Raw genomic sequence first — 19400 nt, forward strand, 5'->3', positions numbered from 1 at the left:
GCCCGGCCGGGGGCGGCCGGCGCGCTGCGCGGTGGGGGGCTGCGGGGGGTGTTAATGGGCGGGGCCTGGGGTGGGGGGGGCGCCTTTGGGGGCCCCCCACCACAATCATTTTCCTGGCCGAGGGGGTGCTCCATGCCGACTTCGGCATGGAGATCCGGTCGTCGCCCACGATCTTTGGCCGGTGGACCGGATGCCGCCCCTGGTGGGTCAGAGTGCCGCGCCGCCCGGTTTGACCATGCCGCGGACGGTGCGGGAGTCGACGAATTCGCCCATGGCGGTCATTTCCCATTCGCCGGAGAACTGGCGGATGAGTTTGGCCATCATGACGCCCGTGCGCGGCTCGGACTGGGTGAGGTCGAAGCGGACCAGCTCTTCGCCGGTCTGGGCGTCGAGCAGGCGGCAGTAGGCCTTGGCGACGTCGGAGAACTTCTGGCCGGAGAAGGAGTTCACCGTGAAGACCAGGCCGGTGACCTGCGGGGGGATGCCGCCGAGGTGGACGGTGATGGACTCGTCGTCGCCCGCGCCCTCGCCGGTGAGGTTGTCGCCGGAGTGCTGGATCGCGCCGTTCAGGATCTGGAGTTTGCCGAAGAAGCAGTTGTCGACCTTCTTGCGGTCCGGGCCGTAGGCGATCACGGAGGCGTCGAGGTCGATGTCCTTGCCGCGGTAGGCGGGCTCCCAGCCGAGGCCCATGCGGACCGAGGACAGGAGCGGGCGGCCGCCCTTGACCAGGGAGACGGTCTGGTTCTTCTGGAGGCTGACGCGGCCCTTGTCGAGGTTGATCTTGCCGGTGCCGGGCGCGGGGGCCGGTGCGGCGGGCGGCGGGGCCATGGGCGCCGGGGCGCCGGTGGGCGGGCCCCACTGGGCGGCGGGCGGAGCGGCAGGGGCCGCGGCCGGCGGGGCCGGGGGTGCCTGCGGGGCCGCGGCGGGTGCGGCCGGGGGTGCCTGCGGGGCCGGTGCGGCGGGCTCCTCGACGCTGACGCCGAAGTCCGTGGCGATGCCGGCCAGGCCGTTCGCGTAGCCCTGGCCGACGGCGCGGACCTTCCAGGCGCCGTTGCGCCGGTAGATCTCGACGACCACGAGGGCGGTCTCCGCGCCGAGCTGCGGCGGGGTGAAGGAGGCGATGACGCTGCCGCCGGCGGCGTCGCGGACCGTGCCGGTCGGTTCGGTGCCGGCGAAGGTGGCGCCGGGCGCGTCCAGGCTGGCGGTCACGACGATCTTCTCGATGTCGGCGGGCACCGCCGCGGTGTCCACCGTGATCGTGTCGCCCGCGCCGCCCGCGCCGGACGTGTGGGTCACGCCCGGGCCGGCCGGCTGGTTGTAGAAGACGAAGTCGTCGTCGGAGCGCACCTTGCCGTCGGCGGTGAGCAGCAGGCCCGACACATCGAGCCGCACGGGCGCGGTGACGTCCACCGCCACCCGCGAGGCGGTGAGCGGGAGGTTCGAGCCAGGAGTCATAGCGGTCATGCCGGGGATAACGAGTGGCCTTCCTTTGCGGTTCCATTACCGAGGGCCGGACGGGGCCGCGGTTTCCGTTCGCGGCCTCGCGGCCTCGCGGCCTCGCGGCCTCGCGGCCTCGCGGCCTCGCGGCCTGACGGTCCGGCAGCGGTCAGCGCCGTTCGCGGCTGTTGCCGAACAGCAGGCGGTAGGCGATGAGCAGGACCAGGGAACCGGCGATGGCGGCGATCCACATCGACGGGTCGTAGAAGTCCTTCGGGATCGGCTTGTCCAGGATCCTCGTGGAGAGCCAGCCGCCGATGAAGGAGCCGACGATGCCGATGAGGGTGGTGCCGACGAGTCCGCCCGGGTCCCGTCCGGGCAGCAGGACCTTGGCGATGACGCCCGCGATCAGTCCCAGTACGAGCCAGCTGACGATGCCCATGAATGCGTTCCTCGTTCCTGCGCAGTTGCGCAAATGATTGATACGCACACAAGGACGCCGTGCGGCGGCCGAGGGTTGCGTCGGCCGGCCCGGCGTGGCCGGGGCCACGGCCGCTCAGTACGGCCAGATGGGCGGATCGACGCAGAAGGCGCCGCCCAGGTGTGCGTGTTCCGGGTTGGCGGGGTCGAGTTCGCCGTGCGCGGCGACGAGTTCGGCGGCGTACCGCTCGGAGTCGTCCTGCGGCGCGTAGCCGAGCGAGCGGGCCGTGGTCAGGTCCCACCACAGGCGGGTGTTGGCGGAGGAGCCGTGGACGACGGTGTGGCCGACGCCCTCGGCGGTGAGCGCCGCGTGCAGCAGGCGCGCGCAGTCGGGCGGGCTCAGCCAGATCGAGAGCATCCGGACGGTGGTGGGCCGCGGGAAGCAGGAGCCGATGCGGACGGAGACCGTCTCGATGCCGTGCAGGTCCCAGTAGAGGGAGGCGAGGTCCTCGCCGAAGCCCTTGGACAGTCCGTAGTACGTGTCGGGGCGGTGCGGGGCGTCCACCGGGATCGCGCCGGAGCCGTCGGCGGGGCGCGGGGTGAAGCCGACGGCGTGGTTGGAGGAGGCGAAGACGACGCGGCGTACGCCCGCTTCGCGCGCCGCCTCGTAGAGGTTGTACGTGCCTTCGATGTTGGCGCGCAGGATCTTCTCGAAGGGGGCTTCGAGGGAGATTCCGGCGAGGTGGATGATCGCGTCCACGCCGCGTACGGCCTGGCGGAGGGCTTCCTTGTCGGCCAGGTCGGCGGTGATGGCGTCCGGCGCGTCCTCGATCGCCCGCTGGTCGAGGAGGCGCAGGCGGTAGCCGTACGGGGGCAGCAGTTCGCGCATCAGGGTGCCGAGGCCGCCGGCGGCGCCGGTGAGCAGGACGGTGCGGGGTGCGGGCATGGCGCGGGACTCCTCCGGCCGGGCCATCGGCGGTGTGGCCGCAGGTGCGCCCGGCCGGGGCGGGGGCGACCGGGGTGGGGCCGGCCGGGCCCGGTGGCGTACGGCTTCATCCGCGGATGGCGTTCAGGTGGATGGACGAACGGAGTCACCGTAGGAAGGCGCGCCGGACGGGGTCAAGACGCTGGGCGGACCGGTCAAATCCGTTTGCGCGGTGCGATTTTCGGGCCGCCGACGGCGGTTTCGCGCCCTTGACCGGCCCGGGAGCGCTGCCCTAGCGTGAGCGCGTTCATGAGTATGGACACCAGTCAGGGACGTGTACGCGTAGTGGCTTCGCGGTGACATGGGTGCGCAGTGCGCGCGATGGTGCGTACTGCGCGGCGGTGCGAAGTGCGCGCGACGTGTCGTGTGCGTCCTGTACGAGCATGTCAGGGAGAGCCCGTGACCTCAGCCCCGCCGCTCGCCGAGCGCCTCGACGGACTGCTGTTCTTCCCCGTGACCGCGTACGGGCCCGACGGCGCCCCCGACCTCGCCGCCTTCCGTGCCCACGTACGCGGCGGCATCGACGCGGGCGCGGCCGCCGTCTTCGCCTGCTGCGGTACGGGCGAGTTCCACGCGCTGACCCCCGAGGAGTTCCGGGACTGTGTGGCGGCGGCCGTCCAGGAGGCCGCGGGGCGGGTCCCGGTGCTGGCCGGCGCCGGGTACGGCACGGCGCTCGCCGCGCGGTACGCCCGGCTCGCCGAGGAGGCGGGCGCCGACGGACTGCTGGCCATGCCGCCGTACCTCGTCGTCGCCGACCAGGCGGGCCTGCTGCGCCACTACACGGAACTCGCCGCCGCCACCGCGCTGCCCGTCATCGTCTACCAGCGCGACAACGCCGTCTTCACCCCGGCCACCGTCGCCGCCCTCGCCCGCACCCCCGGCGTCATCGGCCTCAAGGACGGCCTCGGCGATCTGGATCTCCTCCAGCGGATCATCAGCGCCGTACGGACGGAGGCGGAGGGGAAGGAGTTCCTGTACTTCAACGGGCTGCCGACCGCCGAACTCACCGGCCTCGCCTACCGCGGCCTCGGCGTGCGCCGGTACTCCTCCGCCGTCTTCGCCTTCGCGCCGGAGATCGCCACCGCCTTCCACCGCGCCCTCGCCGACGGCGACGACAAGCTGGTCGCCCGGCTGCTGGACGGCTTCTACCGGCCGCTGGTCGAGCTGCGCAACCAGGGCAGGGGCTACGCGGTCTCGCTGGTCAAGGCCGGTGTACGGCTGCGCGGGACGGACGTCGGCCCGGTCCGGCCGCCGCTCAGCGAACCGGCCCCGGAGCACGTCGAGGCGCTGGCCGCGCTGATCCAGCAGGGCCTGGCACTGGTCGGCGCGCAGGCGGCGGCGGGCGGCCGGTGATGCGCGCCGCCGCGTTCCTCTACCCGTGGGACGTGGCCGGCGACCCGTACGCCGCCCGCCGTGTCGCGGACCTCGGCGTCCAGCAGGTCACCCTGGCCGCCGCCTACCACTCCACCCGTGCACTGACCCCGCGCCACCCCCACCACCGCGTCGTCACCGCCCGGCACTCGGCCGTCCTGTACCCGCCGGACACCGCACGCTGGGCAGGCCGTGCCCTGCGCCCGTACCCGCAGGACTGGGTGGCGGGCCCGGACCCCTTCGGCGAGGCGGCGCGCGCGCTGGCGGACGCGGGCCTTGAGGTGCACAGCTGGGTCGTGCTGGCACACAACGGCCTCCTGGGCGCCGAGCACCCCGCCATCGCCGTACGCAACGCCTACGGCGACCGGTACCCGTGGGCGCCCTGCATTGCCCGCCCCGAGGTCCGCGCCTACCTCCGCGACCTGGCGGCGGAGGCGGCGGCGCGTCCCGGCGCGCGCGGCACCGAGCTGGAATCCTGCGGCTGGTACGGGCTGGCGCATCTGCACGCGCACGACAAGACCGGCGGCGTGCCGCTCTCCGGCGCCGCCCAGTACCTGATGTCGCTGTGCTTCTGCGAGGTGTGCGGGGCGGGGTACGCGGAGCTGGGTGTGCCGGGGGAGGAGGTGCGGCGCGCGGTCGTACGGGCGCTGGAGCCGGTGTGGAGAGGCGCGGACGGCGGAGGCGCAGAATCGGGCGGGGGCCGGGCGGGGGAGTGGCGCGGCGTCGGGAAGCTGCTCGGCGGCGAGCTGGCGGAGCTCGTACGGAGCTGGCGCGACGACGCCGCGCGCACGCTCCGGCGGGAGGTTGTGGCCGCCGTACGGGCTGCCGCCGACGACGGGTTCCGCGTGCTGCTGCACGCCGACCCGGCCGCGCACCGCTGCGGCGCCAACGCGGGCGTCGACCCGGCGGACGTCCTTGCGCACACCGACGGGGTGGTGGTGCCGTGCACGGGTGACGACGCGGCCCGTACGGATGCGCTGGCGCCGTTCGCGGACGTGCGGACGGCAGCCGGGGCGCGCCCGCGCCCACTCGCCGCCCCCGTCGTCGCCGCCAACCTCACCGTCGTCACCGCCCTGGGCGGCAGCCCCGGCACTCTCGCCGTCGACGCCGCGCACGCCGCGGCTCTCGGCGCCGACGAACTGCGGCTCTATCACGCGGGCCTGGCGGGCGACGGCGACCTGGCAGCCGTACGGAGCGGGCTGGCGTCCGTACGGAGCGGGACAGCGGCCGTACGGCGCGAGTCGGCGACCGCGCGCCGGGAACACGGCGGAGCCCGGAATTCCGCGGTCTGAAATTCCCGCCGAACGGCGGCGAAAGCGTGAAAACCCGCCGCCGCAATCACCCGTATCGGCTCCGGATATCGATTCCCTTTCCGCGGCCGGGCGTTGGCGGGCCCCGGCTCCACCACCCGAACCGCGCCGGTTTCGGCAGCGTACGGCCCTCTGGGCGGCTGCTCGGCGGGCCGTCCGGGCCTCTCGGCGGACCGTCCGGACCCCACGGTGTTTCGAATTCAGGTGCGGGGGTTCAGGTGCTGGGGCGAAATCCGTCCGGCCCATTCCGATGCGCCCGCGCCGCGCGGTGATCTACTACAACGCATTCCGTTTCGCGGCCGCGGTTCTCACGGTACATCCGGGGCCGCGTACCGGAAACGTCCACGTGCTCGCCGCCGCGTGCACCCGTGCGGGCACCGCGCGCACACCTGCGAGCACGACCCGAGAAGACCCTGGAAGGAACGTCATGACACAGCGCATTCTCGACCTCGACCGGGAGGAACTGGCCTCGCTGCGGGGCCGGGAGCTGACCGAGGCGGTCGCGGCCGCCGAGGGCCGCACGATGATCGCCGAGGTCTTCGCCGAGCGCGCGGCGCTCTCCCCCCACCCCGACGGCGACGCGGGCGTGCACAACATCGAGCTGGTCTCCGCCTTCGGCGCGGACATCGTGATCCTCAACCTCATCGAGCGGGCCTGGGACGGGGAGCGGCTGCGGCTGCCCGGTCTGGGCACGTTCACCAGTTTCGCCGACCTCGCCTCGTACGTGGGCCGCCCGATCGGCGTCAACCTCGAACCGGGCGACGTACCGGAGATCCGCCGGGCCGGTCCCGAGCAGGCCCGCCGCCTGGTCGACATGGGCGCCGCCCTGCTCTGTCTGACCGCCAACCCCGGCACCGGCGGCAGTTTCGAGGGCCTGGCCCGCGTCACCGACGAGCTGCGCCGGGGCCTCGGCGACGACGTGGCGCTGTGGTCCGGCAAGATGCACCACGCCGGACACCCCGAGCGGATCACCACCGGGCGGCTGACGGCGCTGGTGGACGCGGGCGCCGACGGCGTCGTGCTGCCGCTGCCCGGCACCATGCCCGGCCTCACCAAGGAGCGGGCCGCCGAGGCGGTCGCCGCCGTCCAGGACGCGGGCGCGGTGGTGATGGGCGCGATCGGTACGAGCCAGGAGGGCGCGCACACCGACATCGTGCCCCGACTGGCGCTGACCGCGAAGGAGATCGGTGTGGACGCGCACCACTTCGGGGACGCATTCCTGCCGGGCATGTGCGATCCGGAACTGCTCTACGCCTACTCCGTGGCGGTCCGGGGCCGGCGGCACACCTGGAACCGGATGGCGCTCAACGGGCGCGGCAACCGCATTCCGGGCTGAGGTGCCGGGGCCGGGGCCTTTCGCCGGGCGGTTCAGCCGCCGCGGCGCGGGGCCGGCTCCCGCTTCGTGGCGGTGAGGTGGGCGAAGACCACCACGTTGCCCAGGTACTCCTGACGGGACTTGTTGAAGCCGCCGCCGCAGGTGATCAGCCGTAGTTCGGGGCGGGAGGCCGGATCGTAGACCTTCTTGTCCGGGAAGTCGTCGCCGTCGTAGACCTCGACGGCATCGACGGAGAAGACCGCGGTCCGGCCGTCCGCGCGGACGACCTCCACCCTGTGGTTCTTCTTCAGGGAGCCGAGATTGTAGAAGGCCGCGGGCCCCGCGTGGTTGTCGACATGCCCGGCGATCAGCGAAGTGCCGGTCGTGCCCGGGGTGTTGCCGCCCTTGTACCAGCCGGCGAGGTTCTTGTCCTCCTCCGGCGGGGTCGCCAGGCCGCCGCTTTCGTCGAGGCCGAGGCCCGTCAGCGGCGCGTCCACCCCGATCGAGGGGATGCGTACGCGCAGGGGCCGCGAGGCCGGCATCGGCGGGGGCGGCGGGGCGGGCGTCGCGGACGGCCGGGAGCCCGGCGGGCCGGCGGCGAACCCCTGGTCGGCGGAGGGCTGCGGCGGCGGCGCCTGGGCCTGGGCGCCGTGGCCGATCAGCCAGATGCCGGTGCCCATCGCGCCCGCGGTGAGCAGGGCTATGACGCCTTGGTCGCCGCGGGAGCGGGAGGTGTGTCCCATGGCTGTCGTGCCTCCGGGTCTTCTGCGGACCGCGTGCCGTGGGCTGCGGACCGCGGGTGCGGGCTGCGGGGGCGGGACGCGGCGCACGGCACGCGGGCCGGGGCCGCGGCCGGGCGCTTGCTCCCGGCCCCCCGGCGTCCCGGGTACGGCAGGCGCGTCCGGGAGGCCGGGGCCGCCGGCCGGCGGACCGGGCTGTGCCGGTGCCGGCCGGGGCCGTGGGGCGTACCGGATCAGGCCGACCCGTCCGCGCGCCGGCGGCGCACCATCCACACGCCACCGGCAGCGGCTGCCAGCAGCACGCCCGCACCCGCGAGGATCTCCGTGGTGTTGGCGTCCTCGCTGGTGGCACCCAGGCCCGTCTTGGTCTTGCCGTGCGGGGTGGTGCCCGCGGTGACCTGCACCGTACCGGTGATCTCCCGGCCGTTGGCGCACTTGCCGCCGATGCCGTAGTTGCCCGGCTTGGTACTGGCGGGCACCCGCAGGGAGCCCTGCACGTTTTCGGTGTGGGTCTGGCCCTTCGAGGTCAGCGTGACCGTGCCGGCGCCCAGCGTGCTGGCGTCGACGCTGGCCGAGCCGTTCTTGCCGCAGTCGCTGCTGTTGAGGTTGACCGACTTGCCGGCCTGGACCGGGTTGGGCGATATCTCGATCTTGCCGAAGTCACCGGCGAACACCGGGCACGCGGTCAGGCCGAGGGCGGCGACGGACAGGGCGGCACCGGTGAGAACGCGAGTGGAACGCATGTCACGAACCTCCACGAAGCGCGGCCGCGGCACACCAGTGCGCCGCAAGGAAGTTGGGGGAGTTCCGCGCTTCCTGATTCCGAGGTAAGCGGCCGGGCGCGCCGGGAGCCTGTTGACGCGATGTCAGAACTCCCGTACCTCTTCGGCGTGTCGCGCATGATCGGTTACGTTTCAGCAGGTCAGGCGGGAGGTGGTGGTGACGTTCGGTGACGTGGCGCATTGGGTTGAACGGGTGACGGATTTTTCCCGCGGAATGTGCTGGTGACGCTGCGCGATCGGGTGTGACGCAGGGTGTCCGGACGGGTGAACGTCCGGCGCTCGGTACGCCTGTACGGGGGCACGGGCGGCGCCCGGAGCCGGAACCCGGCCCCGCGCCCCGCCGCGTCAGCCCGCCCGGACGAACCCGCTCTCGTACGCGGCGATCACCGCCTGGGTGCGGTCCCGCACCCCCAGCTTGGCCAGCACCCCCGCGACATGCGTCTTGACCGTCGCCGGGCCGACCCCCAGCCGCTCCGCGATCTCCGCGTTCGTCAGGCCCTTGGTCATCAGCCGCAGCACGTCCGCCTCGCGGTCGGACAGGCGCGCCCGCAGGGCCCGCGCCGTCTCCCGCGCGGTCCGCGCCCCCGCGTACCGGGCGGCCAGCTCCCGTACCGCCGCCGGGAACAGCAGCGAGTCGCTGCGCGCCACCATCCGTACCGCCTGCACCAGGTCCTCCACTCCGGCCCGCTTCAGCAGGAAGCCGCTGGCGCCGGCGCGCAGCGCGTCGTACACGTACGCGTCGTTCTCGAAGGTCGTCACCACGATGACGCGGGGCGGGTCCGCCATGCCCGCCAGTACCTGCCCGGTCGCGCGGATACCGTCGATCTCCGGCATCCGCACGTCCATCAGCACGATGTCCGGGCGCAGTTCGCGGATCATCGGCACGGCCTCGGCGCCGGTGGCCGCCTCGCCGACGACCTCCATGTCCGGCTCGGCGCCGAGGATCGCGCGCAGCGCCGTACGCACCATCCGCTCGTCGTCGGCGAGGACGATACGCAGCGGGGGAGCGGGGGCCCCTGAGGTGTCGCCGGTACGGGCGGCCGGGCGCCCCTCGTCCGGGCCGCTCACCGGGCCGCCCCCAGCGGGAGCCGTACGGCCAGCCGCCATACGCCGTCCCGGCCCGTGGCCCGCGCCTCGCCGCCCAGCAGACGGGCGCGTTCGGCGATGCCGTGCAGGCCGCGACCGCCGCCGGAGCGGGGCGCGCCCGCGCCCGTACCGCTTGGCGCCTCCACCCGCGCGCTCTCCACCACATCATCCACTGCGTCCCCCATCGCATCGCCCACTACGTCCCCCATCGGGTTCTCCATCGTGATCCTCAACTCGTCCGCTTCCAGGGCGATCCGCAGCCGGACCGGTACGGCACCGGCGTGCCGCAGCGCGTTGCTGAGACCTTCCTGCACCATTCGGTACGCCTCCCGTGAGACCAGCGGCGGCAGCCGCCCGCACCCGTTGTCGACGTCCGCGCCGATCCGCAGCCCGGCGGCGCGGGAACGGTCCAGCAGCCCGTCCAGGCCGTCCAGCGTCGGCGCGGGCGCGGTGCGGCGGCCGTCGCCGTCCTCCCGCAACAGGCCCAGAACGGTGTCGAGTTCGGCGACCGCGCCGCGGGTGGTCTCCTCGATGGCGGCGAGCGCCTGCCGCGCGAACTCCGGGTCAAAGTCCAGCACCCGGCGGGCCGCGCCTGCCTGGAGGGTCACCGCGCTCAGCGCGTGCCCCACGGAGTCGTGCAGTTCGCGGGCGAGCCGGTTGCGGGAGGCGAGGTCGGCGGCCCGGCGTTCGGCGGCGGCCAGCCGGTCGGCGGGCGTACGGCCCAGCAGTACGGGCGCCAGGCGGGCCAGCAGCGCCCCGGCCGCCCAGGAGGTGCCCGCCACCAGGGCGAGCAGCGCGAGGCCGAGGAGCGGGGCGAGTACGCCGCCCGCCAGTGCCGGCCAGCCGATTTCCTCGTGCCGCAGCGGGTCCGCGAACGGCAGGAGGAGCAGCATCACGGCGGCGGGCGGCGCCGCCAGCGTCATGCCGCTGACGATGCCGCCGGCGGTCAGGTGCGCCACGAACCACAGGGCCGTACGGCGTCGGGCGGCCCACGAGTCGGCGGGCTCCTCGGCCAGTTCGGCCGCCACGTCCGGCGGCAGGCCGCACAGCGACCGCGTCGCGGTCGACTCCAGCGTGCGCAGCAGCGGGAAGAGCAGCGCGCTGAGCGCGACGAGCGGCAGCGCCGCGCCGAACGCGATGAACTGCCACGGAAAGTCGGAGAACGGGTCCACGCCGTCGAAGAGCAGCGGCACGAGGACCGTCATCAGCAGGAAGTACGGCATCAGCAGGGCGCCGCCGAGGATGAGGTGCACCCAGCGGCGGAGGGTCACCCGCATCGCGCCGCCCGCGGGGTGGCGCCGGTGCGGGCGGGGAGCATCCCGACGATCATCCGCACAGCGTAGGCCAGGCCCGTCGGCGGCGCGGACGGCTTCCGGGCGGGTGCCGCGCGGGACGGGCGGTGGTCGGTCATGCCCCCAGGATCGCGGCCTCCGTACGCCGGGGCCTCGGCCCTGACGACGATCCGCCTCCGCCGCGCGGGGGAGGCGGGCCGCCGTTGCCGCCGTCTGCCGGGCGCGAAGCCCCGGGCGCACGGCGCCGGGTGTACGGCGTACGGCCCGGGCGTGCGGCCCGGCTTCGCGTCCCGTCCGGCCTCAGAGGCGTCGCGTGGCCAGGGTCAGCCGGTCGCGGGCGTCGAACAGCGCGTCCTTGATCAGCTGCTCGTGCCCCGGGGTCAGCCGGGCGACCGGCACCGAGCAGCTGACCGCGTCCCGCGCCGGGGTGCGGTACGGGATCGCCACGCCGAAGCAGCGCAGGCCCAGCGTGTTCTCCTCGCGGTCCACGGCGTAGCCCTGTTCGCGCACCAGGCGCAGTTCCCCGATGAGCTGCTCGCGGTCGGTGATGGTGTGCTCGGTCAGGGCGTCCAGCTTCTCCGGGAGGAGCGCCCGGACCTGCTCGTCGGTGTAGGTCGCGAGCAGCGCCTTGCCCAGGGACGTGGAGTGGGCGGGCAGCCGGCGGCCGACGCGGGTGAACGGGCGCAGGTAGTGCTGGGACTGGCGGGTGGCGAGATAGACGACGTTGGTGCCGTCCAGCCGGGCCAGGTGGATGGTCTCGGTGGTGTCGTCGGAGAGCCGGTCCAGGGTGGGGCGGGCGGCGGCCACGACCTCGTCGCCGTCGATGTACGAGGTGCCGACCAGCAGGGCGCGCACACCGATCCCGTACCGGGTGCCGGTGGCGTCGGTCTCCACCCAGCCCAGTTCGACGAGGGTGCGCAGCAGCATGTAGAGGCTGGACTTCGGGTAGCCCACGGCCTCCTGTACGGAGGCGAGGCTGTGCATACCGGGGCGGCCCGCGAAGTACTCCAGCAACTCCACCGTGCGCACAGCGGACTTGACCTGCGCTCCGGTGGTCTCGGCAGCGGACATCGGCCTTGACCCCTCAGTTCGGACAGCCATAGAGTCCCAGCGGACATCACATTCACCACCTGGGACAGCGTTCAGCATACCGAACGGCATCCTGGGCGCGGCAACAGTTCGCTGGGAGGAATGCGCGGTGGCAGCAGCACCAGTCTGGAGTGCCGACCCCCGAACCGGGAAGCGGCGCGAGCAGGTTGCGGTGGAGGCCACGGCCGCCGGGGTCGACGCCGCCGTACGGGCCGCGCACGACGCCCGCGGCGCGCTCGCCGACCGCGGCGTACGGGCCGCCCTGCTGCGCCGCGCCGCCGATCTGCTGGACGGCGCCGGGGAGCGGATCGTCGAGGCCGCCGACGCGGAGACCGCGCTCGGACCCGGGCGGCTCACCGGCGAACTCGCCCGCACGACGTACCAGTTGCGCGCGTTCGCCGAGGTGGTCGAGGACGGCGCCTTCCTCGACGTACGGATCGACCACGCCGACCCCGCGCTCACCCCGCCCCGCCCCGACCTGCGCCGCCACAAGATCCCGCTCGGTGTCGTCGCCGTCTACGCGGCCGGCAACTTCCCGCTCGCCTTCTCCGTGCCCGGCGGCGACACCGCCAGCGCGCTCGCCGCGGGCTGCCCGGTCGTCGTCAAGGCCCACCCCGACCACCCGGCCACCTCCGAACTGAGCGCCGCCCTGCTGCGCCGCGCCGCCGCCGAAGTAGGCGTACCGGAAGGCGTGATCGGCCTGGTGCACGGCTTCGAGGCGGGCATCGAACTGGTCCGGCACCCGCTCGTCGCCGCCGCGGGCTTCACCGGATCGGTACGCGGCGGACGCGCCCTGTACGACGAGGCCGCCGCCCGCCCCCGCCCGATCCCCTTCCACGGCGAACTCGGCAGCCTCAACCCGGTCGTGGTCACCGAGGCCGCCGCCGAGGAGCGCGCCGAGCAGATCGGCACCGGCCTCGCCGGGTCGATGACCCTCGGCACCGGTCAGTTCTGCGTCAAACCCGGACTGGTCCTCGCGCCGGCCGGCCCGGCCGGCGACCGCCTGGTGCGCTCCCTGACGGACGCCGTCGGCAACACCGAGGCCGGAGTCCTCCTGGACCACCGGATGCGGGACGCCTTCATCGACGGCGTACGGGAGCGCGCCGCGCTGCCGGACGTGCAGGCGCCGGTGACACCCGGCGCGGGCGGCGAGCACACCGTCAGCGCGGGCTTCCTCACCGTCCCGGCGGCCCGGCTCGCCGAGGACGGCGGCACCCACGACCTGCTGCTGGAGGAGTGCTTCGGGCCGGTCACCGTCCTCGTGCGCTACACCGACGACGCCGAGATCGGCGCCGTACTGGCCCGGCTGCCCGGCAACCTCACCGCCACGCTCCAGCTCGGCGCGGCGGAGTGCGCGGGGCCCGGGGCGGACGGGGACGCGCTGCCCGGCGCGGACGGGAACGCAGGCGGGGACGGGAACGGGGCCGGGAACGCGGACGCGGGCGGAGACGATGACGCCACGGGGCGCGGCGCGCGGCTGCTGGCCGCGCTGACCCCACTGGCCGGCCGGGTCCTCGTCAACGGCTGGCCGACCGGCGTCGCCGTCGCCCCCGCCCAGCACCACGGCGGCCCCTACCCGGCCACGACCTCCACCAGCACCTCCGTCGGCGGCACGGCCGTCGAACGCTGGCTGCGCCCGGTCGTCTACCAGGACACCCCGCCCGCCCTGCTCCCGCCGGAACTGCGCGAGGACAACCCGCTGCGCCTGCCCCGCCGCGTCGACGGCCGCCCCGAAGGATGACGTACGCACCCATGGCCCACGCACCGGACGCCCCCGCACCCCGAACGCTCCCGCAGATCCCGGCACCCGGGACCCCTGTGGCTCCCGGGACCCCTGTGGCTCCCGGGACCCCGGCGGCCACGGACATCCGCAACGCGACGGCCGCCGACCTCGAAGCCATCACCGACCTGCACGTACGCGCCCGCGCGAGGTACTACCGCGGCCGCGTCCCCGAAGCGCAGCTCGACGACCCGGCAGGCCGCGCCCGCTGGCGCGACGGCTGGGCACACACGCTCGCCCGTACGGACGCCACCGTGCTGTGCGCGGAGCGGGACGGCGCCGTCGTCGGCGTCGCCTCCTACCGCCGCGAGGGCGGCGCCCCCGCCGGCACCGTCGAGCTCCTCCAGCTCCACGTCGACCCCGACCGGTGGCGCGCCGGCATCGGCACCGCCCTGCACCGCGCCTGCGAGGCCGGCTGGCGGTCGGCCGGCGCCGCCACCGCCCATCTGGAGGTCTACTGGCACAACCGGCCGGCCCGCGCCTTCTACACCCGGCACGGCTGGCAGCCGGACACCGCCCGCCGCCCCGCACCGGACGCCACCCACCTCGACCTCGTGCTGCCGCTCACCCCTGCCGCCGCCCGATGAGCTGAAGCCGCTCGGCGGTGTGCCCGTCCAGCGTCGCGACCGTGTCCCTGCGCTCGGCCTCCACCACGAAACCGTGCGCCCGGACCAGGCCGTGCAGGTGGTCCGGCTCGTGGTGCCGGAACACCCCGCCGTCCGGCGTCTCGAACACCCCGTACGTCCCGTACCGGCCCGCGAACTCCTCGTACCGCGCCACGTGCCGCCGGTCGCTCTGCAACGGCATGTCGCTCAGGTACAGCACCCCGCCCGGCCGCACCAGCCGCCCCAGCTCCGCGACGATCTCCCGCTGCGCCCCGGACCCGGGCACACACGTCAGCACGGCGAACAGCAGCGCCGCCCCGAAACTCCCGTCCGCGAACGGCAGCGGCAGCGCCGGACAGTGCGCGAGCCGCGCCTGCGGATGCTCCCGCCGGCCCCGCTCGACGAGCGCCCGCGACACGTCCGCCCCACGCACGTCCGCGTACCCGGCCGCCACCAGCTCGGCGGTCAGCCGCCCGTACCCGCAGCCGTGGTCCAGCACCGGCACATCACGCGGCACGTACGTGTCGAGCAGCCCCGCATCCAGCGGATGCGTGAACGTCTTGGCGGCCCCCGCGCCCTCCCAGAACTCCCGTGCCTCCTGGCGCATCTCCATGAACGGAAGTTACCCCGGAAGGGGCGGGCAGCCGCTCATTTCCGCGACGTGCCGCATCCGGGGGCACTGATCGCGGCACGCCCCAAGTAACAGTCCCGCAAAGTCCGGTGGGCGGCGTTGGCGCATCGTCACGATGGGCACATTGATGTGCGGAAGGTCTGGGGGTGGTCAATGGAGGTGGGTGGTGGCGATTCCAGCGATCACGGCGCCGCGGTCAGCGATCAGAGGGAAAGCGGGGCGCCGCGGAGGAGACTGTTCCGCTCGCCGACGTTCATCGGCTGGGTGGCCAATGCAGTGGCCGTGGTCGCGATAGTCATTCCGCTGCTCATCACGGGTAACGACTCGGAACCAGGACCTTCCGGCCCGTCCCCCGCAGGAACATCACCCGGTTCTGCGTCCGGCAGGTCGCCGGGCAGCGGCGAGTCGTCGGCCGGCTCTCCGAGTCCGACTGCCGACATTCGGGCGAACGATGACTTCATGACGGACATCTACAACGTATCCCTGCCGCACCAAGGGGCGCTGGACGTTGACGGAAGGGCCGTAACGGCCTACGCGAACAAAGATACCGACATCACCCACCTCGCGGGCCTCGTGTCGAAGCACCCGCTGAAGAGCGGGAGCGACACGGGATCGAAGATCGGCGTCATCAACGACGCCGACATACCGTACTGTTCGACGCGGGCGGAGTTTTTCGCGGGTCTGTTGCGTGCAGCGTCACTCAAGCATGATGAAAGTCTATGTGTACGGACCAATGAAGGGCGCTGGGCGCTGGTGCAGATAGCGTTCCCGCGTAGTAATTATTTGCTCAAGCTCCGCATTGGATTTTTGAAGTGACCCCGCCTTGATCAGCGATCTGCTGCTGTGGCGCGCTTCGAGAAGGTGTTGACGGGCTCTTCCGTGTGCTTCTTGTACTTCGTGTGTCCGGTCTCGTCCGCGTGCGCACGAATCCAAGTGTTCAACTGTGCCGGGGTGTCCCAGGCGCTGGAGCGGATACCGCACGTCTCACCGCCGGTTTCGGTCACGCATTCGGCGACGTGTTTCCGAATGCCGGTGATCTGGATTGCCATGCGCGTCGGAGTGGGGGCGGGTGTTGCCATGGTCCGGCCTTCGGGTTGTGGGTTGTCGAGAGCAGCGGCACTGCCATCACTGGTACGCAGATGGAGCACGCCTGCGTGTCCGTGTGAGCGCATGAGACGGGAGAAGTGCTCCCGGCCCGGGGCTGGTCACGTGGGTTCACCGTTTCTGGAAGCGCGTCGGTGGACGATGCCGGGTGGGCGGTGGTGATCGGGTTGAACCGGCGGTACGTGTTCCGGTGGACCGTTCGGCATGTGCTGCTGAGCCCTTCATCCGGTGCGCGACTGTCTGCGCACAGGCTGCCGTGCCGGGCGTAGGATCAACAGGGCCGGAGAGTTTCCAAGACGGCTGGAAAAACAGGGAGTTGTACGCATGAGCGAAATCCCCTCCGCGCCACGACCCGAACCGCGCAACGGCCTTGAGTGGTTCGGGCGAGAGCTGGAGGAGGCCCTTCGTCATCACGGCGCCGCACAGCGGCAACTGGCCCACGCGACAGGCTACAAGGCTCCGTACGTGACGAAGGTGAAGCAGGGGAAGGCTCTTGCCAGCCCGCATTTCGCCGAAGGATGCGACCGGTTTTTCAACACCTCCGGGTACTTCGCTCGTATGCGTACCCGGATCTCGCAGCACGGGCACCCCGAGTGGTTCGTGCCGTACCTGCTGATGGAGGAGAAGGCGGCGCAAGTTCTCGACTTCTCGCCGTTCCTGGTCATAGGCGTTCTGCAGACCTTTACGCTGCTGACGTTCGATGATGGCTCGCCACCGGTGCTCTACTCGGAAGCTCAGGGACTGGGGCGCGTCATCGATTCGGCGTCCGTGGTGGCCACGGGTACGAGCAGGTTCGAACGGCTGCGCGCGGACGCGCTGTCCCCGGAGCAGTCACTCCGCGCACTACGCGAAGCGATCAAGGAGTACGCGTGATGAAGCAAACGAAGTCCGTCCGTTGGGTCAAGAGCACCTACAGCAGCGGGGACGGAGGCCAATGCGTCGAGTGGGCGCCGGGGCACGCGGTGGCCACCGGGGAGTTTCTGGTCCGGGACAGCAAGGTTCCGGGTGGCCCTCACCTGACGCTTACCGGTGAGGCCTTCACCGGGCTGATCCGGTTCGCCCGGCAGTCTGCAGTCTGACCCGGCCGACCGGCCCAGAAACCCCGCCGTTCCCAGCGTTGCGGAGGAATACACCAGATGAGCAGCACCCCACGCCCCATGCGCGCTACGCAGTGGGTCAAGAGCAGTCACAGCGGTGGCGAAGGCGGCCAGTGCATCGAGTGGGCGCCGGAGCACGCCGTGGCCACTGGTGAGTATCTGGTCCGGGACAGCGCGTTTCCGGACGGGCCGTGCCTGAAGTTCACTGGTGACGAATTCAGTGGGCTGATCCGGTTCGCCCGGCAGGCCGCTGTCTGACCTTGGCCGACCGGCCCAAAGGCCCCGCCGTCCCCGTAACGGGGCGGCGGGGCTTCTCCATGTCCTGCGGAGCGTCCGTGCCGCCATGTGATGCCGCACACCCGCACCTGTCACCGTGCCCGGGAATAGCCACCGGCCGCGCACGGTTGTCCGCTCCTGTCCCCCTTCGCACCGAAACTTCAGAGGAAACACCTGTCATGCGCGTCGAGATCTGGGCCGATATCGCCTGCCCCTGGTGCTACATCGGAAAGGCACGCTTCGAGAAGGGCCTGGCCGCGTTCGCCCACCGGGACGAGGTGGAGGTGGTGCACCGGTCGTTCGAGCTCGACCCGCAGGCCGCGCCGGCCGCGGGTGTGCCGGTGCTGGAGATGCTCGCGGGCAAGTACGGGGTGTCGCGGGAGCAGGCCGAGGCGATGGAGGCCCGGGTTGCCGAGGCGGCGGCGGGGGAGGGGCTGGGGTACCGGTCCGACCGGATTCACGGGAACACCTTCGACCTGCACCGGCTGCTGCACCTGGCCAAGGAGCGCGGCGTGCAGGACGCGCTGCTCGGCGCGCTGTACCGGGCGAACTTCGCGGAGGCCCGGCCGCTCGGGGACGTGGCGGAGCTGACCGGCGTCGCGGTCGCGGCGGGGCTGGCGGCAGAGGACGTGCGCCGGGTGCTGGCGGACGGCACCGCGTACGCCGAGGCCGTGCGGGCCGACGAGCGGGAGGCGGCGGAGCTGGGGGCGCAGGGCGTGCCGTTCTTCGTCATCGACCGGCGCTACGGGATCTCCGGCGGGCAGCCCGCCGAGGTGTTCCGGCAGGCGCTGGAGCGGGCGCGGGAGGAGCGGGCCGAGGAGGCCCCGGTGGCGGCCGGGGACGCGGACGGGTGCGGCGACGGGGTCTGTGTGCCCGGGCCCGGGAGCTGAGGCCGACGGCCCCGCCGCCGTGGCACGCAGCTGACCTGCGTGAATAAGGAGTGCTTGCCGGCGCTCCAAAGAGATTCGCCATGGACGGCGGACGGCCGGGCCGCCAGAGTGGGGCCATGCAGCGAATCGAGCCACTCGGCGGGGACGAGTTCGCCCCCTCGACCACGTACCTGAACACCGCGTCCAGCGGCCTGCTCCCGGCCCGTTCGGCCGCCGCCCTGCGTGCGGCCGTCGAGGAGTCCCTCTCCTACGGGAGCATGGGCCGGGACTACTTCGGGCCGTCGGACGCCTCCCGGGAGGCCTTCGCCCAACTGGTGCAGGTACCGCCGGAGCGGGTCGCGATCGGTGGCGCGGTCGCGGTGCACACCGCGCTGATCGCCGGGTCGCTCCCGGCGGGGGCCGAAGTGCTCGTACCCGAGGGGGAGTTCAGTTCGCTGGTCAACCCGTTCGCCGCCCGGTCCGGGCTGCGGCTGCGGACCGCGCCGCTCGCGGAGCTGGCCGACGCCGTGCGGCCCGGTACGGCGCTCGTCGCGTTCAGCGCCGTGCAGGCCAGGGACGGGCGGATCGCCGACATGGACGCCGTACGGGCCGCCGCCGGGGCCCACGGCGCGCGCACCCTCCTGGACGTCACCCAGGCCGCGGGCTGGCTGCCGCTGCGGGCCGGTGACTTCGACTACGTGGTGTGCGGGGGGTTCAAGTGGCTGCTGAGCCCGCGCGGTACCTCCTTCCTGGTCTGCGCGGACGACGGGACGGCGGGCGGCGGGCTCGAAGCGCTGCACGCGGGGTGGGTGGCCGGAGCCGACCCGATGGAGGCCAACTACGGGCCGATCCGGGACCTCGCGGCCGGCGCCCGCCGCTACGACGAGCCGCACGCCAACTACGCGTACGCCGCCGCCCGGCACTCCCTCGCCCTGCTGAACGAGATCGGCGTCGAGACCGTGTACGCCCACAACGCCGCGCTGGCCGACCGCTACCGCGCGGGCATCGCGGCGCTCGGCCGCACCCCGCTGCCCGCGCCCGGTTCGGCGATCGTGTCCGTACCGGGGCTCGCGGACGCGGCGGAGCGGCTGGAGGCGGCGGGCGTACGGGTCGCCGTGCGCGCGGGCAACCTGCGGGCCGCCTTCCACCTCTACAACTCGTCGGACGACGTGGACCGGTTGCTGGAGGTGATCGGCGGGTGAGGCCCGTCG

At 73.2% G+C, this 19400-nt stretch carries 22 protein-coding genes; 11 read left to right on the forward strand and 11 right to left on the reverse strand.

The window, feature by feature from the left end; genetic code table 11:
* Positions 1-207: 207 nt before the first annotated feature.
* From ACFV57_RS32120 to ACFV57_RS32130, 3 genes are all read right to left on the reverse strand, one after another.
* Positions 208-1455: a TerD family protein gene (locus tag ACFV57_RS32120; protein WP_385239499.1), complete on the reverse strand. Its 1248-nt coding sequence runs from the start codon at positions 1453-1455 to the stop codon at positions 208-210.
* A 151-nt stretch (positions 1456-1606) separates the two neighbouring features.
* Positions 1607-1879 carry a GlsB/YeaQ/YmgE family stress response membrane protein gene (locus ACFV57_RS32125; protein WP_385239415.1) on the reverse strand — a complete coding sequence of 91 codons (273 nt, stop codon included), beginning with the start codon at positions 1877-1879 and terminating at the stop codon, positions 1607-1609.
* Positions 1880-1993: 114 nt separating this feature from the next.
* The gene (locus tag ACFV57_RS32130) at positions 1994-2803 is read right to left on the reverse strand and encodes an NAD-dependent epimerase/dehydratase family protein (RefSeq protein ID WP_385239417.1); all 810 of its coding nucleotides are present in this window, start codon (positions 2801-2803) and stop codon (positions 1994-1996) included.
* 438 nt (positions 2804-3241) lie between these two features.
* Between ACFV57_RS32130 and ACFV57_RS32135 the strand changes: the two genes are divergently transcribed.
* The 3 genes from ACFV57_RS32135 (at position 3242) to ACFV57_RS32145 (ending at position 6859) form a co-directional block, all read left to right on the forward strand.
* Complete coding sequence (locus ACFV57_RS32135; RefSeq protein ID WP_385239419.1) at positions 3242-4195, forward strand: 5-dehydro-4-deoxyglucarate dehydratase; 954 nt, start codon at positions 3242-3244, stop codon at positions 4193-4195.
* Positions 4195-5505 (forward strand): hypothetical protein, encoded by a 1311-nt coding sequence (locus ACFV57_RS32140; RefSeq protein WP_385239421.1) that lies wholly within the window; start codon positions 4195-4197, stop codon positions 5503-5505. Before ACFV57_RS32135 ends, ACFV57_RS32140 begins: the two co-directional genes overlap by 1 nt.
* Before the next feature lie 445 nt (positions 5506-5950).
* On the forward strand, positions 5951-6859 hold the full coding sequence (locus tag ACFV57_RS32145; RefSeq protein ID WP_385239423.1) for a hypothetical protein: 909 nt from the start codon (positions 5951-5953) through the stop codon (positions 6857-6859).
* A gap of 32 nt (positions 6860-6891) precedes the next feature.
* Here ACFV57_RS32145 and ACFV57_RS32150 read toward each other — a convergent pair whose 3' ends face one another.
* The 6 genes from ACFV57_RS32150 to ACFV57_RS32175 form a co-directional block, all read right to left on the reverse strand.
* Positions 6892-7581, reverse strand: coding sequence for a class F sortase (locus ACFV57_RS32150; protein ID WP_385239425.1), 690 nt, complete (start codon positions 7579-7581; stop codon positions 6892-6894).
* A 230-nt stretch (positions 7582-7811) separates the two neighbouring features.
* Positions 7812-8321: a hypothetical protein gene (locus ACFV57_RS32155; protein ID WP_385239427.1), complete on the reverse strand. Its 510-nt coding sequence runs from the start codon at positions 8319-8321 to the stop codon at positions 7812-7814.
* Between the two features lie 384 nt (positions 8322-8705).
* Positions 8706-9467, reverse strand: a complete 762-nt coding sequence (locus ACFV57_RS32160) for a response regulator (protein ID WP_385239429.1) — start codon at positions 9465-9467, stop codon at positions 8706-8708.
* On the reverse strand, positions 9425-10723 hold the full coding sequence (locus ACFV57_RS32165; protein WP_385239431.1) for a sensor histidine kinase: 1299 nt from the start codon (positions 10721-10723) through the stop codon (positions 9425-9427). The genes ACFV57_RS32160 and ACFV57_RS32165 overlap by 43 nt, the downstream gene beginning before the upstream one ends.
* Positions 10714-10857, reverse strand: coding sequence for a hypothetical protein (locus ACFV57_RS32170; RefSeq protein ID WP_385239433.1), 144 nt, complete (start codon positions 10855-10857; stop codon positions 10714-10716). The genes ACFV57_RS32165 and ACFV57_RS32170 overlap by 10 nt, the downstream gene beginning before the upstream one ends.
* A 181-nt stretch (positions 10858-11038) precedes the next feature.
* Positions 11039-11809: an IclR family transcriptional regulator gene (locus tag ACFV57_RS32175; protein ID WP_385239435.1), complete on the reverse strand. Its 771-nt coding sequence runs from the start codon at positions 11807-11809 to the stop codon at positions 11039-11041.
* A gap of 127 nt (positions 11810-11936) precedes the next feature.
* Here ACFV57_RS32175 and ACFV57_RS32180 point away from each other — a divergent pair, with 127 nt between their 5' ends.
* Positions 11937-13568, forward strand: coding sequence for an aldehyde dehydrogenase (NADP(+)) (locus ACFV57_RS32180; protein ID WP_385239437.1), 1632 nt, complete (start codon positions 11937-11939; stop codon positions 13566-13568).
* A 95-nt stretch (positions 13569-13663) separates the two neighbouring features.
* Positions 13664-14194, forward strand: a complete 531-nt coding sequence (locus tag ACFV57_RS32185) for a GNAT family N-acetyltransferase (RefSeq protein WP_385239439.1) — start codon at positions 13664-13666, stop codon at positions 14192-14194.
* On the opposite strand, the gene ACFV57_RS32190 is transcribed toward ACFV57_RS32185, so the two are convergent.
* Positions 14172-14825, reverse strand: a complete 654-nt coding sequence (locus ACFV57_RS32190) for a class I SAM-dependent methyltransferase (protein ID WP_385239441.1) — start codon at positions 14823-14825, stop codon at positions 14172-14174. The genes ACFV57_RS32185 and ACFV57_RS32190 overlap by 23 nt on opposite strands.
* 477 nt (positions 14826-15302) lie before the next feature.
* Between ACFV57_RS32190 and ACFV57_RS32195 the strand changes: the two genes are divergently transcribed.
* Entirely contained in the window at positions 15303-15659 is a 357-nt protein-coding gene (locus ACFV57_RS32195) for a hypothetical protein (protein ID WP_385239443.1), read from the forward strand.
* A gap of 11 nt (positions 15660-15670) precedes the next feature.
* On the opposite strand, the gene ACFV57_RS32200 is transcribed toward ACFV57_RS32195, so the two are convergent.
* Positions 15671-15892 carry a hypothetical protein gene (locus ACFV57_RS32200; RefSeq protein ID WP_385239445.1) on the reverse strand — a complete coding sequence of 74 codons (222 nt, stop codon included), beginning with the start codon at positions 15890-15892 and terminating at the stop codon, positions 15671-15673.
* Positions 15893-16271: 379 nt separating this feature from the next.
* Between ACFV57_RS32200 and ACFV57_RS32205 the strand changes: the two genes are divergently transcribed.
* From ACFV57_RS32205 to ACFV57_RS32225, 5 genes are all read left to right on the forward strand, one after another.
* A complete protein-coding gene (locus ACFV57_RS32205; protein ID WP_385239447.1) occupies positions 16272-16820 on the forward strand; it encodes a Scr1 family TA system antitoxin-like transcriptional regulator in 549 nt (182 codons plus the stop codon).
* Positions 16820-17026 carry a DUF397 domain-containing protein gene (locus ACFV57_RS32210; RefSeq protein ID WP_385239449.1) on the forward strand — a complete coding sequence of 69 codons (207 nt, stop codon included), beginning with the start codon at positions 16820-16822 and terminating at the stop codon, positions 17024-17026. The genes ACFV57_RS32205 and ACFV57_RS32210 overlap by 1 nt, the downstream gene beginning before the upstream one ends.
* A gap of 57 nt (positions 17027-17083) precedes the next feature.
* Positions 17084-17302, forward strand: coding sequence for a DUF397 domain-containing protein (locus ACFV57_RS32215; protein WP_385239451.1), 219 nt, complete (start codon positions 17084-17086; stop codon positions 17300-17302).
* A 197-nt stretch (positions 17303-17499) separates the two neighbouring features.
* Positions 17500-18210, forward strand: coding sequence for a DsbA family oxidoreductase (locus ACFV57_RS32220; RefSeq protein WP_385239453.1), 711 nt, complete (start codon positions 17500-17502; stop codon positions 18208-18210).
* A gap of 116 nt (positions 18211-18326) precedes the next feature.
* Positions 18327-19391 carry an aminotransferase class V-fold PLP-dependent enzyme gene (locus ACFV57_RS32225; protein ID WP_385239455.1) on the forward strand — a complete coding sequence of 355 codons (1065 nt, stop codon included), beginning with the start codon at positions 18327-18329 and terminating at the stop codon, positions 19389-19391.
* The last annotated feature ends 9 nt before the right edge of the window (positions 19392-19400 follow it).

It is taken from the genome of Streptomyces sp. NPDC059788, assembly GCF_042732265.1.
In the GTDB taxonomy this organism is placed as follows: Bacteria; Actinomycetota; Actinomycetes; order Streptomycetales; family Streptomycetaceae; genus Streptomyces.